This window comes from Variovorax ginsengisoli (assembly GCF_030811835.1).
GTDB lineage: Bacteria > Pseudomonadota > Gammaproteobacteria > Burkholderiales > Burkholderiaceae_C > Variovorax > Variovorax ginsengisoli_C.
Window position 1 is genome coordinate 56329 of the sequence record NZ_JAUSRO010000009.1, and the last position, 14650, is coordinate 70978.

Annotated in this window: 17 protein-coding genes; 9 read left to right on the forward strand and 8 right to left on the reverse strand. The window is 66.6% G+C overall.

Translation table 11 applies throughout. The annotated features are described in order from the left end of the window. Nucleotides 1-84: 84 nt before the first annotated feature. The 4 genes from J2W36_RS15010 to J2W36_RS15025 all read right to left on the reverse strand — a co-directional run bounded on the left by J2W36_RS15010 (nucleotide 85) and on the right by J2W36_RS15025 (nucleotide 3915). A complete protein-coding gene (locus J2W36_RS15010; protein ID WP_307690551.1) occupies nucleotides 85-585 on the reverse strand; it encodes a flavin reductase family protein in 501 nt (166 codons plus the stop codon). 16 nt (nucleotides 586-601) lie between these two features. Then, a complete protein-coding gene (locus tag J2W36_RS15015; RefSeq protein WP_307690552.1) occupies nucleotides 602-2044 on the reverse strand; it encodes an NtaA/DmoA family FMN-dependent monooxygenase in 1443 nt (480 codons plus the stop codon). A 275-nt stretch (nucleotides 2045-2319) separates the two neighbouring features. Further along, entirely contained in the window at nucleotides 2320-3270 is a 951-nt protein-coding gene (locus tag J2W36_RS15020) for an AraC-like ligand-binding domain-containing protein (protein WP_307690553.1), read from the reverse strand. A gap of 69 nt (nucleotides 3271-3339) precedes the next feature. Then, on the reverse strand, nucleotides 3340-3915 hold the full coding sequence (locus J2W36_RS15025; RefSeq protein ID WP_307690554.1) for a TetR/AcrR family transcriptional regulator: 576 nt from the start codon (nucleotides 3913-3915) through the stop codon (nucleotides 3340-3342). Between the two features lie 86 nt (nucleotides 3916-4001). On the opposite strand from J2W36_RS15025, the gene bdcA reads away from it, so the two are divergent. Then, complete coding sequence (gene bdcA / locus J2W36_RS15030; RefSeq protein WP_307690555.1) at nucleotides 4002-4715, forward strand: SDR family oxidoreductase; 714 nt, start codon at nucleotides 4002-4004, stop codon at nucleotides 4713-4715. Nucleotides 4716-4752: 37 nt separating this feature from the next. Here bdcA and J2W36_RS15035 read toward each other — a convergent pair whose 3' ends face one another. Next, nucleotides 4753-5118 carry a hypothetical protein gene (locus J2W36_RS15035; protein WP_307690556.1) on the reverse strand — a complete coding sequence of 122 codons (366 nt, stop codon included), beginning with the start codon at nucleotides 5116-5118 and terminating at the stop codon, nucleotides 4753-4755. 161 nt (nucleotides 5119-5279) lie between these two features. Between J2W36_RS15035 and J2W36_RS15040 the strand changes: the two genes are divergently transcribed. Next, the gene (locus J2W36_RS15040; RefSeq protein ID WP_307690557.1) at nucleotides 5280-5477 is read left to right on the forward strand and encodes a DUF3606 domain-containing protein; all 198 of its coding nucleotides are present in this window, start codon (nucleotides 5280-5282) and stop codon (nucleotides 5475-5477) included. Further along, nucleotides 5474-5719: a hypothetical protein gene (locus J2W36_RS15045; RefSeq protein ID WP_307690558.1), complete on the forward strand. Its 246-nt coding sequence runs from the start codon at nucleotides 5474-5476 to the stop codon at nucleotides 5717-5719. Before J2W36_RS15040 ends, J2W36_RS15045 begins: the two co-directional genes overlap by 4 nt. A 128-nt stretch (nucleotides 5720-5847) precedes the next feature. Here the strand turns inward: J2W36_RS15045 and J2W36_RS15050 are convergent, their stop codons facing one another. Then, the gene (locus J2W36_RS15050; protein ID WP_307690559.1) at nucleotides 5848-6339 is read right to left on the reverse strand and encodes a GFA family protein; all 492 of its coding nucleotides are present in this window, start codon (nucleotides 6337-6339) and stop codon (nucleotides 5848-5850) included. 117 nt (nucleotides 6340-6456) lie between these two features. Next, complete coding sequence (locus J2W36_RS15055; protein WP_307690560.1) at nucleotides 6457-7512, reverse strand: ABC transporter substrate-binding protein; 1056 nt, start codon at nucleotides 7510-7512, stop codon at nucleotides 6457-6459. A 308-nt stretch (nucleotides 7513-7820) separates the two neighbouring features. On the opposite strand from J2W36_RS15055, the gene J2W36_RS15060 reads away from it, so the two are divergent. From J2W36_RS15060 to J2W36_RS15070, 3 genes are read left to right on the forward strand one after another with little or no spacing between them, the layout of a single operon-like run. Then, on the forward strand, nucleotides 7821-8912 hold the full coding sequence (locus J2W36_RS15060) for an ABC transporter ATP-binding protein (RefSeq protein ID WP_307690561.1): 1092 nt from the start codon (nucleotides 7821-7823) through the stop codon (nucleotides 8910-8912). A gap of 12 nt (nucleotides 8913-8924) precedes the next feature. After that, nucleotides 8925-9785 carry an ABC transporter permease gene (locus tag J2W36_RS15065; protein ID WP_307690562.1) on the forward strand — a complete coding sequence of 287 codons (861 nt, stop codon included), beginning with the start codon at nucleotides 8925-8927 and terminating at the stop codon, nucleotides 9783-9785. Then, a complete protein-coding gene (locus J2W36_RS15070) occupies nucleotides 9778-10653 on the forward strand; it encodes an ABC transporter permease (RefSeq protein WP_307690563.1) in 876 nt (291 codons plus the stop codon). Before J2W36_RS15065 ends, J2W36_RS15070 begins: the two co-directional genes overlap by 8 nt. 14 nt (nucleotides 10654-10667) lie before the next feature. Here the strand turns inward: J2W36_RS15070 and J2W36_RS15075 are convergent, their stop codons facing one another. Beyond that, nucleotides 10668-11150: a nucleoside deaminase gene (locus J2W36_RS15075; RefSeq protein WP_307690564.1), complete on the reverse strand. Its 483-nt coding sequence runs from the start codon at nucleotides 11148-11150 to the stop codon at nucleotides 10668-10670. Between the two features lie 35 nt (nucleotides 11151-11185). On the opposite strand from J2W36_RS15075, the gene J2W36_RS15080 reads away from it, so the two are divergent. From J2W36_RS15080 to J2W36_RS15090, 3 genes are read left to right on the forward strand one after another with little or no spacing between them, the layout of a single operon-like run. Continuing rightward, complete coding sequence (locus tag J2W36_RS15080; protein WP_307690565.1) at nucleotides 11186-12703, forward strand: amidohydrolase family protein; 1518 nt, start codon at nucleotides 11186-11188, stop codon at nucleotides 12701-12703. Next, on the forward strand, nucleotides 12700-13611 hold the full coding sequence (locus tag J2W36_RS15085) for a polysaccharide deacetylase family protein (RefSeq protein WP_307690566.1): 912 nt from the start codon (nucleotides 12700-12702) through the stop codon (nucleotides 13609-13611). The genes J2W36_RS15080 and J2W36_RS15085 overlap by 4 nt, the downstream gene beginning before the upstream one ends. Next, nucleotides 13608-14354 (forward strand): aspartate/glutamate racemase family protein, encoded by a 747-nt coding sequence (locus J2W36_RS15090; protein ID WP_307690567.1) that lies wholly within the window; start codon nucleotides 13608-13610, stop codon nucleotides 14352-14354. Before J2W36_RS15085 ends, J2W36_RS15090 begins: the two co-directional genes overlap by 4 nt. Nucleotides 14355-14650 lie beyond the last annotated feature (296 nt).

Sequence of the window (14650 nt, forward strand, 5' to 3'; positions counted from 1 at the left end):
GTTGTAGGAGCACAAGCCCTTGGCGTGCGCGCCCTGGCCGTCGGGCCGACGCCCGATGATGTCGCGCACCCACGCGCGTGTCCTCTACAGAGCGCCGAGGCGCTGGAACTGCTGATCGAGGTAGACCAGGGGGTGACACCCGGCCTCCCCCACTCGCACGGCCCGAACCTCGCCCAGGAAAATCGTGTGCGTGTTGTAGGGAATCCGCTGGACGATCGCGCAGTCGAAGGCGACCACGGCCGACTTCAGCACGGGCGACCCCGTGGCCGCGCTGTCCCACTCGCCCGCCAGGAATCGCTCATGGCGACGGGAGGGATCGCTGAAGGACCGGGCGAGATCATGGTCGTCGATCGCCAGGACGTTGACGGCCAGGATCCCGGCGGCGTCGATGGTGTCGTGGGCCGACGCGCTCCGGTTGACGCAGACGAGCAAGGTGGGAGGGTCTGCGATCACCGAGCTCACCGCCGTGGCGATCAAGCCAGCGCGTTGGTCGCCGAGACGGCTCGTGACGATCGACACGCCGGCAGCCAAACGGCGCATCCCCGCTTTGTAGGCGTTCGAAACCTGTAGTTCTGCTGTGCTCATGGGTCGTCCGCAACGCTCAGGCTGCTGCCTTTTCCTTTTGCTTGTCCTTCTCCCAGCGGACACTGGTGCCGCCGGCGGTCTTCTCTGCCGCTGCGTGCCCCTTGAAGGCGCCGCGGTAAGCCGCTGCTGCATGGCGATCCGGCAGGCGCCCGCCCGATTCAGGGAACATCTTCTGGCGAAGCGACCCGGGCGCGTATTCGCGCTGCGCCAGCCCTCGCTCCTGCAGGACCGGAATCACGTGTTCGATGAAGTCGCGGTACGAGCCCGGGAAGAACTGCGCGATCATGTTGACGCCATCGATCCCGGCGTCTTGCCACTTCTCGAGTTCGTCGGCAATGCTCTCGGGCGTGCCGACCATGCGGCCGCTGTACGACAGCGCTTTCACCAGATCGGACACCTTGGCCTTCTTGCCGTTGTGCGAGTCCTCGTACATCCGCGCATAGCCCTGCACGCCGGACATGTTCGACTGCTCCAGCGTCATGTCGGGATCCATGCCGCCGAGGTCGATGCCCATGTCGCGGCTGATGTGCGCGGCCATGCCGTCGTAGCTGACCCACTTGTCGATCTCTTCGGACTTGCGCCAGGCCTCTTCCATCGTGCTGCCGACCACGAAGGAAAAGCCCTGGATGAACTTGATGTCATCGGCCCTGCGACCCACCGACACGGCAAGCTCGCGTTGCTCGGCGATCGCCTTGCGTGCGCCTTCGATCGTCGGGTAGAGAACGAAGGTGCCTTCGGCGTGCTTCGCCGCAAATTCGCGTCCGACCTTCGACGAGCCGGCCTGGTACAGAACGGGTACGCGCTGCGCCGACGGCGAACACATGTGCGGCCCCAGCACGCGGTAGCGCTCGCTGTTGTGATAGATGCGGTGGATCTTGTCGGCATCGGCATAGACGCCGTTCTTCCGGTCGGCGAGCACCGCGCCTTCGTCCCAGGAGCCCTCCCACAGCTTGTAGACGACGTGCATGTACTCCTCGGCCCAGCGATAGCGCTCGTCGTGTTCGACGATCTGGTCGAAGCCAAAGTTCTGCGCCGCGTTGTGCGTGGCGCTCGTCACGATGTTCCAGCCGATGCGGCCCTTGCTCAGGTGATCGAGCGTCGAGATCCGTCGCGCGAAGCTGAACGGATGCTCCGACATGATGGAGCTGGTGAAGGTCAGCCCGAGATTTTCCGTGACGCCGATGAGCGCAGCGCACAACGCACCGGTGTCGTTGCACGGGATCTGCATCCCTTCCTTGATGTAGGTGTCCCACGACCCGTTGTAGGCAGGGTCGATGCCCAGCACATCGGCGAGGAACAGCGCATCGAACTTGCCTTTCTCGAGCAGCATGGCCAGTTCTTTCCAGGTGTCCAGACTGTCGAAGTTCATCTGGGTCGTGTCGGGGTGGCGCCACGTGCCGTGATAGATGTGGGACACGACGTTCATCGAGAAGCAATTGAAGATCAGACGTTGACGCATGGTGTGCCTTTCAGGGAAGTGAGACGAGATGGAAGGGAGTGGCGTTTGGAGCGTCCAGTCTAGGAATGCGGGACATTCCGGTCTCGTCTTCAGGCGCACGACTTTTGTTCTCTGCGGGAACGGTGGCGAGAAGGGAGGCAAGCCGGCGCAGCGAGCGCGGCCCCGCGATGGGGCAAGCGCGAAGACAGTGCGTGGCCAGCATGGCGAGCGCCCACGGCCGCGCTCGACTCACTGAGCTGCCGACCCTGCGGACCGGCATCCGGCAGACTCAACGATCAGCCGATGGCGCAGAGGCGAAACTCTCGCGGGCTGTGACCGAACCGCGCGCGGAAGGTCCGGCTGAAATGGGACAGGTCGTTGAAACCCCAGCGGTAGGCGATCTGCGAGATCGAGCCTGTCGCGCCGCTCTGGCGCAGGTCCTTGGCGCAATGCTCCAGGCGACTCTCGAGCAGGATTCGGCCGAAGGATCGGCCGCCCTCTTCCAGGATCTTGTGGAGATACCGCGGTGAGATATGGAAGTGTTGCGCGACCTTGGCGGGCGACAAGGTCGCGTCCGCGGCGTTCAGTTCAATGTGCTTGGCCAAGGTCACGCAGAAGTTGCGCTTCACGTTCTGCTGACCGGACTCCTGCGCCGCGGCCGTGCCGCCGAGCGAGAGCGCGACCAGGTCGATCAGGCTCTCGCCGAGCTTCGCGGCGGCCGCTTCCGGAAACACGGAAGCACGTTGAGCGATCGACTTGAGGAAGTCGATCGCGATCGTCCCCAGCCCGCCATCGTCATGGACCCGCTGCGCCGTCTTCTGTTCAGGGTCCTGCAGGAGCGGGCGCAGCAGATGGTGCGGGATCCGAAAGGAATACTGCTCCCAGTCATCGCTGCAGTAATCGTTCAGGTAGGGTTGCGTCGAATCGACGAGAGAGAACTCGCCGGGCTGCAGCAGCACGGAGCGCCCACCTTGGTTCATCCGGCACTGCCCTCGCACCTGCAGGTTCAGGAAGTAGACCTCGACCGGCATCTTCCGGATCTCGGCCGCACCGCGATAGATCTCCTGACGCGATGACGCGATGGTCGTCACATTGATGGTCGACAGCAGATGCGCGGACACCCGACCACCGAAGTTGTGGTCGTCTGCGGTACGAGGATCAAGCGCTACATAGGCTTGGCACAGGACGTCGCGCCAGTAGCTGAACTTGTCCTTTTCGGCCAGATGGTCAGTGGTCCAGGTTTGCATGATGACGGCCCCGGGACTTTCCGGGTCGCGTCACCAATGCAATATGTATGCCGCCATTGCAAGCGGGTTTCAACCCGCAAGAGCCTGCCTGAGCGCAAGGCCCGCAAGCTGCGCGGTGGCCAGCAGGCGGTCCAGGCCTTGTCCGTGGCGGGCGCTGGCCGAGAGCCCGGCCATGGTGGTGCCGACGAAATCCGCCAGCCGATCCGCTTGCTGCGGGTACTGCTCGGCGATGCGGCGGCGAATCACGTCCTGTGCAGCAACATGGAAACCGCAGGCCGCGTCACGCGCCTGGGGGTCATTGCAGCGTGTGCCCTCGAGCACCAGACAACCCGTCGCAGTGGCGTCAGCGGCATAGCAACGCGCAGCCTGCGTCAAGACCTCCGCAAGCGACTCTGCGAGTGGCCGATCGGCACCCAGGATCTCCAAAAGCGGAATGGCGCCGGTCTCGGCATAACGATCGAGGATTCGCGCATACAGGCCGGCCTTGCTGCCGAACGCCGCATAAAAGCTGGGTGGATTGATGCCGAGCGCTTTGGTGAGGTCCGCAACGCTGACCGCGTCGTAACCGCGCTCGTGGAAGAGGCGCTGAGCGGTCGCGACCGCTTCGTCCGGGTCGAATCCGCGGGGCCGGCCGCGGGTGCGCAAAATATCTGTAGCCATGATTACAAAACTCTTGACAACGGACAGACTGAATTATGTATCATTCACTACATTAATATGAAGGAGTGATCATGAAAGCGTTCAAGGACAAGTCGGTTTTAGTGATCGGCGGTAGCCGGGGAATCGGGGCAGCCATCGTAAGGCGCTTCGTGGCGGACGGCGCCCAGGTGGCGTTCACCTACGCTGGCTCGCCGGAAGCGGCAAAGCGCCTGGCCAGCGAGACGGGCAGCACCGCATTCTCGACGGACAGTGCCGATCGGGACGCTGTCATCGCCCGGGTCCGCGACAGCGGCCCCCTGGACGTGCTGGTCGTGAATTCCGGCGTCGCCCTCTTCGGCGATGCCCTGGACCAGGACCCCGACGCGGTCGATCGTCTGTTTCGCATCAACGTCCATGCGCCGTACCACGCCTCGGTGGAGGCGGCCCGGCAGATGCCGACAGGAGGCAGGATCATCGTGATCGGATCGGTCAACGGTGACCGCATGCCCATCCCCGGCATGGCGTCCTATGCGCTGAGCAAATCCGCGCTGCAAGGAATGGCGCGAGGCCTCGCGCGGGATTTCGGGCCGCGCGGTATCACGATCAACATCGTGCAGCCGGGGCCCATCGATACCGATGCGAATCCGGAGAACGGGCCCATGAAGGACCTGATGCACAGTTTCATGGCCATCAAGCGCCATGGCCGTGCCGAAGAGGTGGCGGGAATGGTGGCTTGGCTGGCCGGTTCGGAAGCCAGCTTCGTCACCGGCGCCATGCACACGATCGACGGCGCTTTCGGAGCCTGAGGCCTGCGCCACCCGCAGGAGCAGGACTGCGTGGAAATCAGCGCCCTTCTTGCTTGGACCGAAAAGACTCGCTGCGTGCGCACGGACGGGTCAACATCCCGCCCCCTCTGTAGGCCCGCCACAGCCCGAAAGGCACCAGAAGCGCACCAGCGAACCGGGTCGCAGGCGTGCCCAAGCGCCAGGCCATCCAGGCGCCCAGTGCTGCAATGGCAAGCCCACCCAGCAGGTTCAGAACGCTGCCGGTGCGCCACTGCAACGTCAGAAGTGCCAGGACCCCCTCCAGGATCCGATCGGCGATCTTCAGTCCCAGCAAATCCGCCAGCATGTAGAGCCCGAGCAGCAACAGCGGGCCGACGGCCACCGCCATCAACAAGATCGCAAGCACGGAGATCAGGCTGTCCATCGGCGCAGCTTACTCGCCGCAGCGCCGGACCGTTCCCGGGCTTTGTCCACGCACGCCGGTTATTCCGGATGCGTCACGTCCTTCACTCCCACGCTCCGTTCTCTGGTGGATCGGCGAGGGAAAGCTGCCACGCTGGGTGCTTCTCCATGAAAAGGTATGCCATGACCGATGATTTGAAGAACGCCGGACCGCAGGACAGGAGCCGGGTGAACATCAACGAAGCGCACGAGGTCGCCTACTGGACCGCCAAGTGGGGAGTGACGGAAGCGGAACTTCGCTCGGCGGTGGCCGACGTGGGCGTCTCTGCAGAAAAGATCGGCATTCATCTGGGCGCTCCGCCCGCAGAGGCACGTCCATGACCTCTACCGACCGCCCCTTCCTCTACCACGGTTGCACATTCACCTGCAGCGCAGTCCAGACCGCAACCAACCTTTTCACCCCCCATGTCCGTTACGAGCATGGCCTGCCGGGGCTCGAGCAGATGGCCCTGCCTGTGGATACCGCGCCCTACCTTTCCGCTGACGAGGCCCTTCGCCATGCTGAACAACAGGCGGTACGGTGGGTGCACGACCGCACAGGCGACGGCCAGGGCAGGTTCTGACGCCGCCCCTGGTTCGAAATGCCAAGCGGGCTGTGCATGTGCCTCGCGGCCTGCGCCTGTGGATCGCCCGCACAGCGGCATCGCGCCATGTCCAGACTCAACTCGTCAAGAAACAACCTCTTGCCGCTTCACCCCTGGCCCTCCAGCCCGTGCCGCTGGTGCCACTCCGCCAGCGATTCGGATGGAAAGCGTGCGAAGTGCTTGTGGCCCCGGCCCTTGGGCACGTCCTCCCAATCGGCGGCAAAGTCGAGCGCCGCCTCGACCACCTCGGGCGGCTTGGGCAGCGGCGTGTCGATGGCCGAGGCATGTGGATGGATCAGCTCGGGCCAGCGCGGGTCCCACAGCCACAGCGCGCTGCCGCATTTCAGGCAGAAGCGGCGCTCGGCCTTCGAGCGGGTGGCACGCTTTCCCTCCTCGCGCATCACCGCGTGGTAGGTGCCCAGGTGCTTTTCCCCCTTGACCTTCAGGGTGCGGGCGTCGCCGCCCAGGTTGATCGCATAGCCGCCACCGCCGGCCGTCTTGCGGCAGATCGAGCAATGGCAGTGCATGAACGGGACCGGGCTGTCGGCGTCGAGCGAGAAGCGGACGGCGCGGCAATGGCAGGAGCCTTCGAGGTGCATGGGTTTCCTCTCGAGAACGGATCGAATGATCCGGTGCACCCCACTCTACACAACGCGTCTCAAAAGGCCGACGCGCGCGTCAGCACCTGGCGCAGCACGTGGACTCTCCGCTCACCCTCAGACTTTGACTTCCCGGTTGAAGCGGTCGATGTATTCCGCGCGGCGCGGGTTGAGCTTGGCCCAGTCGACGCCGTTCATGGCCTCGATGTCGGCCATGTTCTTGGCATAGGCCTGCAGACCGGGGCTGAAGACCGCCTTGGTGCTCACCGGCGCGACGAAGTACGGCGCGGCGGCCATCTGCGTCTGCACCTCGGGGCTGAGCGCCGCGTTGATGTAGGCCGCGGCGAGGTCGGGGTTCTTCGTGTTCTTCACGATGTGCATCACGCTCTTGATGTGGATCCAGCCGGTGTCCGGCTTGGCCAGCGCGACAGGCACGCCCTTGCCCTGCAGGTCGCCCACGTTGTTGTTGTAGTGGACCGAGATGTCGATCTGCCCCTGCTGGAACAGCGTGGCCAGCGAGCCCGGGTTGCTGGCCACTGCGCTCACGTTGGGCATCAGCTTCTTCACGAAGGCGAAGGCCGGCTCGAGGTTTTCCTCGCTGCCGCCGTTGAGGCGCGCGATCTCGACCATCCACGCTGACATCAGCGTCGAGCCCATGCCCGCCAAGCCGACGCGGCCCTTGTACTCGGGCTTGAGCAGGTCGTTCCAGGAGCGCGGCGGGTTCTTGATCTTCTCGGTGTTGTAGGCGATGCCGATGATCTGGCCCGAGACGAAGACGCCGAGGCCGCGCGGGTCGACCAGCTTGCTCGGCACGTCCTTCAGGTAGGGCATCTTGTCGGCCGGGATCTTCTCGAAGATGTCCTGCGACAGTGCAGCCAGGTAGGGGCCTTCGTCCAGGATGATGACGTCGAAGGGCGGATTGGCCTTGGACGCCACCACCTTCGACACGGTGTCAACCGCCAGCGAAGACACGAGGTTGGTCGATGCGCCGGTGGCTTTGGCGAAGGCCGGCAGCAGGATGGCGCGGTGCGCCGATTCCCAGGCGCCCGGGTAGGTGGTCGCGGAGATCGACTTGGCCTGCGCATGCGAGAGGCCGGCGTGCAGCGCCAAGTGGGCGGCGCCGATGCCGGCGGCCCTCTGCAGCAGTTGGCGGCGGGACAGTGACGTGCTCATGGAAATCCTTTGTGCAACAAAACCTGGGGTCCAGGCACGTCGGCTGTGCGCAATCTTCGTGCCACGGAAGCGCTCGCCCGTGAGGCCCTGTTCGACGGGAGAACGACCACCACGACGGTGCGCACCCATGCGCTAATTTGACACGGCTCGCACCATTTGTGCACAACCCATCGTGTGATTGTGTCCAATTTGATGGCGGTTTGTGCCCACGGAGAGCTGCAACCAGATCGATCCCTGTGTGGCACGCTTCTTGAGTTGTGGAAGGCATCGCGGCCCATCCCGGCGCTGCGCCAGCAGGTTGTTCACGCATGCAAGCTCCCGTTCGCGCGCCCGGCGTCGACGTCGTTCTCGACGAGATCCATCACCGCTATGCCGGCGCCACCGCGGTCGAGTCGGTGTCGCTCGACATCCCGGCCGGCGAACTGGTCGCCTTGCTCGGCCCCAGCGGCTGCGGCAAAACCACGCTGCTGCGCATCGTGGCCGGCCTGCTGCGCCAGACCGGCGGCGCCGTGCGCATCGGCGCCGAAGTGGTCGATGCGCTGCCCACCAACGAGCGCGGCGCGGGCATCGTGTTCCAGAACTACGCGCTCTTTCCCCACATGACGGTCGAGGCCAACGTGGGCTACGGCCTGCGCGCACGCGGCGTGGCGGCAGGCGAGGTGCGCCGCACGGCCGCCGAGATGCTGGCGATGGTCCGCATGGACGCCTTCGGCAAGCGCTACCCGCGCGAGCTCTCTGGCGGCCAGCAGCAGCGCGTGGCGCTGGCCCGCACGCTGGCCGTTCGGCCGCGCGTGCTGCTGCTCGACGAACCCTTCGCCGCGCTCGACAAGAACCTGCGTCTGGACATGCAGATCGAGATCAAGCGCATCCAGCGCGAGCTGGGCATCACCACCCTGCTCGTCACGCACGACCAGGACGAGGCCATGTCGATGGCCGACCGCATCGCCGTGATGAATGCCGGACGCGTGGAGCAGTTCGACACGCCCGAAGCCATCTACGACCGCCCGGCGACCCTCTTCGTCGCCACCTTCATCGGGACCGCCAACATGCTGAACGGCCGGCTCTCGCTCATCGGCGAGCGCGGCTTCGCGGTGGCCTGCGATGGCGGCGGCTCGCTCGCCCTGGCACGCCCCGCGCCCTGTTCGCGGGTGGGCAACGTCGTGGTCGCGGCGCGGCCCGAACACCTCGCACTCGGCGCCCCCGCGGACGATGCCCTGCCCGCCACCGTCGAGATGGTGCTGCCGCTCGGGCCGTCGCTGGTGTACGAGCTGTCGATGGCCAACGGCAGCACGGTCAAGGTGACGCAGCCGCGCAATGCCGAACTGCACCGCTACGCGGCCGGCGACCGGGTCGGCGTACGCCTGCGCCCGGGTTCGCCGGCCGGTGTCTTCGCGGGCTGACACATGAGCGCCATGGCCCCCTCCACCGCCTCGTCGCGCAACGGCTCTGCCCTGCCGCTGGCGCTGCCGCTCGGTCTCTTCTTCGTTGCCTTCGTGCTGGCGCCGATGCTGCTGCTGGCGTGGGTCAGCCTGCACGACGACGCGGGCATGACGCAGGCCGGCGTCGGCCAGTACGCCAAGTTCCTCACCGACGGCTTCAACCTGGCCGTGCTCGGCAACACGCTGTGGCTCGGGCTGAAGGTCACGGTGCTGACGATCCTGATCGGCTTTCCGCTGGCCTACCTGTACACGCAGGCGCCGGGCCGCTGGCAGGGGCCGCTCATGCTGCTGATCATCCTGCCGCTGCTCACCAGTTCGGTGGTTCGCACCTTCGCGTGGGTGGTGATCCTCGGCCGCCAGGGGATCATCAACACCGCCCTGCTCGACCTCGGACTGATCGCGGAGCCGATCAAGCTGCTCTACACGCCCGGTGCGGTGGCCATCGCGCTCGCGCAGATCGAGCTGCCGCTGATGGTGCTGCCGCTCATTACCGCGCTGATGAACCTCGACCCCAACCTGCGCCAGGCCTCGCTCGCGCTCGGCGCGGGCCACTGGCGCACCTTCTGGCAAGTGACGCTGCCGCTGTCGATGCCGGGCCTGCTGGCGGGTTCGCTGCTGGTCTTCGCGTCCAGCGTGAGCGCCTTCGTCACGCAGACGCTGGTGGGCGGCGGGCAGCAGATGTTCATGCCCTTCTACATGTACCAGCAGGCCATCCAGGCCAACAACTACCCCTTCGCCGCCGCCATCGCGATGCTGCTGCTGGTGTGCGTGCTGGCCGTGGTCGTGGCCATCAACGCGCTGGGGCGCCGCAGCAAGGGGTTTGTGCATGCCTGAAGAATTCGTCTCGGGGTCGCTGCGCGATCGCATTGGCAACCACCCGCGCGCGGCGGAGTCGCTGCGCGGCGTCATCGAGCGCCGATCGTTCTGGTGGGTGTTCGGCCTGCTCGGCCTGTTCGCCGGCGTGCTGCTGCTGGCGCCCACGGTTGTCGTGATCATCACCTCCTTCACCAGCGGCTATTCGCTGAAGTTCCCGCCGCCCGGTTATTCGAGCCGCTGGTACCAGGCGCTGTGGCACGAGTCGCCCGAGCTCATCGATGCCTTCGTGCTGTCGATCCAGCTGGCCGCCATCGCGACTGGCATCTCGATCGTGCTGGCCGTGGCCGCCGCGCTGGCACTGGCGCGGCGGCGCGAGGCCTGGGCACGTGTCGCCGAATCGGTGCTGCTGTCGCCGCTGATGCTGCCTGCGCTGGCCATCGGCCTGTCGCTGCTGATGCTGTTCAACCTGGCGGGCACGGGCCTGTCCTTCGGCACGCTGGTAATCGGCCACGTGGCCATCACCACCCCTTACGTTTTGCGCACCACTGCGGCGAGCCTGCTGCAGATGGACGGCAGCCTGCTGGAGAGCGCACGCTCGCTCGGCGCCCGGCCCTTCTACGTGTTCCGCACCATCACGCTGCCGCTGATCGCGCGCGGCATCGCGGCCGGCGCCTTCATCGGCTTCATGTATTCCTTCGACAACGTGGCGGTGTCGCTCTTCCTGTCGGACGCACGCAGCGAAGTGCTGCCGATCCGCATGTGGCACATCATCGAATCCAACCTCGACGTGCGCGCCGCGGCGGTGTCGGGCGTGCTGATCGCCGCGACGCTGGTGCTGATGGTGGTGATGGAGCGCGTGGCCGGCATCTCGCGCCACTTCCGCTGATGCACGCGATGGCGTCAGGCCGGTCGCACGGCGTCGCCGCCCCAGCGCAGGCGCAGCGCGAGGTACTCGTCCTCGCGCACGCCGTCGCGCAGTTCGAGGTCGAAGCCGGTCATGTGGCAGAAGGCCTCGATGCTGTAGTCGCCGAGGTCGGTGCGCCGCAGCCGCGCATGGCGCAGGCCCAGCACCAGGCTGCGGATGCCGCCGAGCTTGAGCGCACCGGCGCACATCGGGCATGGTTCCATCGTGCAATAGAGCGTGGCGCCGCGGGCCGCATCGGGCCCGTGCTGCGCGAAGGCATCGCGCAACGCCTCCGGTTCGGCATGCGCCGTGACATCGCCGCGCGTGACCTGGCGGTTCTGCCCTCGGCCGAGCAATTGCCCATTCTTCACCAGCACCGCACCGGTCGGCCAGTCGCCGCGGGCGTGGGCGTCGCGCGCCTCGGCCAGTGCGAGCTGCATCCAGCGCGCATCGTCTTCGGGGCCATCGGAGCAGGTCATGGGGGTCGTCCTTTCGTGGATTCAGGAGCAATGAGATGAACAAGAACAGCAAGAAGCGAACCCTGCTGCGCAACGCACGCGCGCTGCTCGGCGACACATTGACTTTCGACGGGCAACTGCGCGACGTGCTAATCGAAGGCGACCGCATCGCTGCCATCGAGGCCGTCGGCACGCTGGGCGCGGCGGACCAGGTGATCGACCTGCGCGACCACCTGCTGGTTCCCGGCCTCGTGAACGGGCACCAGCATTCGCACGAGCATTTCCAGCGCGGGCGTACGGAAAACCTGCCGCTCGAACTGTGGATGCACCTGGTGCGCACCCGCACGCCGGTGAAGCTGACGCCGCGCCAGGTCTACCTGCGCACGATGATCGGCGCCATCGAGTCGCTGCGCACCGGCTGCACCACGCTGGTCGACGACACCGCCCTGGGTGCGGCCATCGACCGCGAGCGCATCGACGCGGCCTTGCAGGCCTACGATGACGTGGGCATCCGCGCGCTGGTCGGCTTCGCGATGATGGACAAGCCCATCGTCGACAACTTTCCCTTCGTCGAAAAGCATGTGCCAGCCGCACTGGCGGTCGAACTGCGCGCCGCGTCCCGACCGGCACCCGAGGCCCAGCTGGCCCTGGTGCGCGACCTGGCGCGCGAACGCCACCCGCAGTCCAACCGCGTCGGCGTGCTGGTGTCGGCCTCGGCGCCGCAGCGCTGCACTGAGCCCTTCCTGCAGGCTGTGCGCGGGCTGGCCGACGACCTGGCGCTGCCGGTGATCACGCATGTGCAGGAGACACGGCTGCAGGTCGTGACCGGGCAGCTCTTCTTCGGCTGCCCGATGGTCGAGTACCTTGACCGCATCGGCTTCCTGAAGCCGGCCACCAGCCTGATCCACGCCGTGTGGCTCAACCCGCGCGAGATCGACGCGCTGGCGCGCACCGGCGCCACCGCGCAGCACAACCCGTGGAGCAACCTGCTGCTGGGCTCCGGCGTGCAGCCCGTGCGCGAGTTGCTCGACGCGGGCGTCAACGTGAGCCTGGGCTCCGACGGCACCTGCTCGACCGTGACCGTCAACATGCTCAACGTGCTGGGCAGCGCGGCTGCCGTGTCGAAACTGCGCGGCGATGAACACACACGGTGGCTCTCCGCGCACGAGGCGCTGCACGCGGGCACGCTGGCCGGCGGGCGCGCGCTGGGCTTTGGCGAACAACTCGGTTCGGTGCGCGTCGGCGCCATCGCCGATCTGGTGGCCTACCGCACCGGCACCGTGACCTTCACGCCGTTCAACGATCCCGTGCGCCAGCTCGTGTATGCCGAGCGCGGTGCGGGGTTGAGTTTGTCGATGGTGGCCGGGAAGGTCGTGATCGAGGGCGGCGCGCTCACGCGCATCGACGAGGCGGCGTTGCTTCGCGAGATCGAGCACGACTTCACCGAGCTTCGCCCGCTCTATGCAGCGGCCGAGGCCGAGATGGGCCCGATGCTGGATGCGGTGGAGAAGATCCACCGCGAAGGCCTGGCGACGTTGGTGGCGCCTGACACTTACGCATCTCGACTCCCATGACGAACCCGTACGCTCGCGACTTCTCCGGCTACCGCTGGAAGTACCCTGCCCTGCGCTGGCCCGGTGATGCCGGCCTGGCTGTGTCCTTCGTTCTGAACGTGGAGGAAGGCGCCGAGCTCGCGCTGAGCGCCGGCGACGCCCGCAACGAAAGCCGGCACGAGGTCAACCACGAGGTGGTCGGCGCGCCCGACCTTTGCATGGAAAGCAACTTCGAGTACGGCGCGCGCGTCGGCTATTGGCGCATCACCCGCATGCTGATGGACGCCGGCGTGCCGCTCACGCTCAACGCCTGCGCCCGTGCGCTGGAGGCCACGCCGTGGATCGCCGAGGACGCGGCCGCACAGGGCTTCGAGGTCTGCTGCCACGGCTGGCGCTGGGAATCGCATGCGGGGATGACAGAGGACGAAGAGCGCGCAGTCATCGCCCGCAGCGTCAACACCATCCGCCGCCTGCACGGCCGCGCGCCAGTCGGCTGGCACACCAAATCGTCGGCCTCGGTGAACACGCGGAGGCTGCTGGCCGAGCACGGCGGCTTTCTCTATGACAGCGACGCCTACAACGACGACCTTCCCTACTACGTCGATGTCGGCGGCGCACCGCGCCTGGTACTGCCCTATGCCTTCGACACCAACGACATGCGCTTCTTTGACAGCTTTGCCTACGTGCGCGGCAGCGAGTTCGCCGATTACGCGATCGACGCCTTCGAATGCCTGCTGGCAGAGTCGCGCCACGCGCCGAGGATGATGTCCATCGGCCTGCACACGCGCATCATCGGTCGGCCCGGCCGCATCAACGGCCTGGCCCAGTTGCTGGCGCACATCGCGCAGCGGCAGGGTGCGTGGTGCGCGACGCGGGAGCAGATCGCGCGGCACTGGATCGCCCACGTACCCACGCAGACCCGCGCATGAAACTCCTGCTTGTCAATCCGAACATGACGCAGGCCGTGACCGATGCCGTCCTGGCCGCTGCGCGCATGCGGGCGCGACCGGGTACCGAGCTGGTCGCTGTCACCGGCGACTTCGGCCCGCAGGTGATCGGTTCGCGCGCGGAGAATGCGCTGGCACAGCACGGCGTGCTGGAGCTGGTGGCGCGCCACGCCGACGGCTGCGATGCGGTCGTGCTCGGTGTTTCGCTCGACACCGCACTCTGGGCCTGCCGAGAACTGCTCGCAATGCCAGTGGTCGGCATGACCGAGGCGGGCCTGCTGTGCGGAGCGACAGTGGCCACGCGCATTGGCGTGCTCACCTACGGCGCGCGCATGGGGCCGCTGTACCGCGAACTGATCGAGTCACACGGGCTGGGCACGCGCCTGGCCGGCGTCGAAGCGCTGGACGTGACACCGCAGCAAACCTTCGAGACGCCTGAACAGGTCCGGGCAGCCGTGCTGGCCGGCGTGCATCGCCTGGTCGAACGCGACGGAGCCGAGGCCGTGCTGCTGGCCGGCGCGGCGATGGCGTCGATGGCCGACCTGCTGCAACCGCAGGTCCCGGTGCCGCTGCTCGACGGCATCGGCTGTGCCATTGTGCTGGCGCAGGCCATGGCCTCGCTGCAGTTGCCGCGCGCACGCCGCGGCAGCTTGGGCGCCACGGGCGGCCGGGTGGTGCATGGCGTGTCTCCGGCGCTGGCCGCCTTGTTCGCGCGGCCAGCCTGAACGACGAACCGCTGTGTGGCTGGACCGTGCGACACCCGGCCACGCAGGTCGGAGCACGCACCGTGCGGTGCCGTTGACGTGAAGGTACTTCGTCGAAAGCATCGAGCGAATCGATCCTGCATTGCGGGCGATCGTGCAGTTCGATGCGGTCGCAGTGCCAGCTGTGAAGCTCCAATAGGTTGTATCCGGTGTTCATCCGGATTGGGTTTGAGAGCCTGGAAGTTGCCAAACACCCAATCCACTCAGGACGCCCAACGGGATGAGCATCCACAAGCATGCCCGACTTACCTTTGCCC

Bases quoted from the DNA above. Each gene is read 5' to 3' on its own strand.
- J2W36_RS15010 (WP_307690551.1), bottom strand. From the start codon at position 585: ATGAGCACAGCAGAACTACAGGTTTCGAACGCCTACAAAGCGGGGATG.
- J2W36_RS15015 (WP_307690552.1), bottom strand. From the start codon at position 2,044: ATGCGTCAACGTCTGATCTTCAATTGCTTCTCGATGAACGTCGTGTCC.
- J2W36_RS15020 (WP_307690553.1), bottom strand. From the start codon at position 3,270: ATGCAAACCTGGACCACTGACCATCTGGCCGAAAAGGACAAGTTCAGC.
- bdcA (WP_307690555.1), top strand. From the start codon at position 4,002: ATGAAAGCGTTCAAGGACAAGTCGGTTTTAGTGATCGGCGGTAGCCGG.
- J2W36_RS15035 (WP_307690556.1), bottom strand. From the start codon at position 5,118: ATGGACAGCCTGATCTCCGTGCTTGCGATCTTGTTGATGGCGGTGGCC.
- J2W36_RS15040 (WP_307690557.1), top strand. From the start codon at position 5,280: ATGACCGATGATTTGAAGAACGCCGGACCGCAGGACAGGAGCCGGGTG.
- J2W36_RS15045 (WP_307690558.1), top strand. From the start codon at position 5,474: ATGACCTCTACCGACCGCCCCTTCCTCTACCACGGTTGCACATTCACC.
- J2W36_RS15050 (WP_307690559.1), bottom strand. From the start codon at position 6,339: ATGCACCTCGAAGGCTCCTGCCATTGCCGCGCCGTCCGCTTCTCGCTC.
- J2W36_RS15055 (WP_307690560.1), bottom strand. From the start codon at position 7,512: ATGAGCACGTCACTGTCCCGCCGCCAACTGCTGCAGAGGGCCGCCGGC.
- J2W36_RS15060 (WP_307690561.1), top strand. From the start codon at position 7,821: ATGCAAGCTCCCGTTCGCGCGCCCGGCGTCGACGTCGTTCTCGACGAG.
- J2W36_RS15065 (WP_307690562.1), top strand. From the start codon at position 8,925: ATGGCCCCCTCCACCGCCTCGTCGCGCAACGGCTCTGCCCTGCCGCTG.
- J2W36_RS15070 (WP_307690563.1), top strand. From the start codon at position 9,778: ATGCCTGAAGAATTCGTCTCGGGGTCGCTGCGCGATCGCATTGGCAAC.
- J2W36_RS15075 (WP_307690564.1), bottom strand. From the start codon at position 11,150: ATGACCTGCTCCGATGGCCCCGAAGACGATGCGCGCTGGATGCAGCTC.
- J2W36_RS15080 (WP_307690565.1), top strand. From the start codon at position 11,186: ATGAACAAGAACAGCAAGAAGCGAACCCTGCTGCGCAACGCACGCGCG.
- J2W36_RS15085 (WP_307690566.1), top strand. From the start codon at position 12,700: ATGACGAACCCGTACGCTCGCGACTTCTCCGGCTACCGCTGGAAGTAC.
- J2W36_RS15090 (WP_307690567.1), top strand. From the start codon at position 13,608: ATGAAACTCCTGCTTGTCAATCCGAACATGACGCAGGCCGTGACCGAT.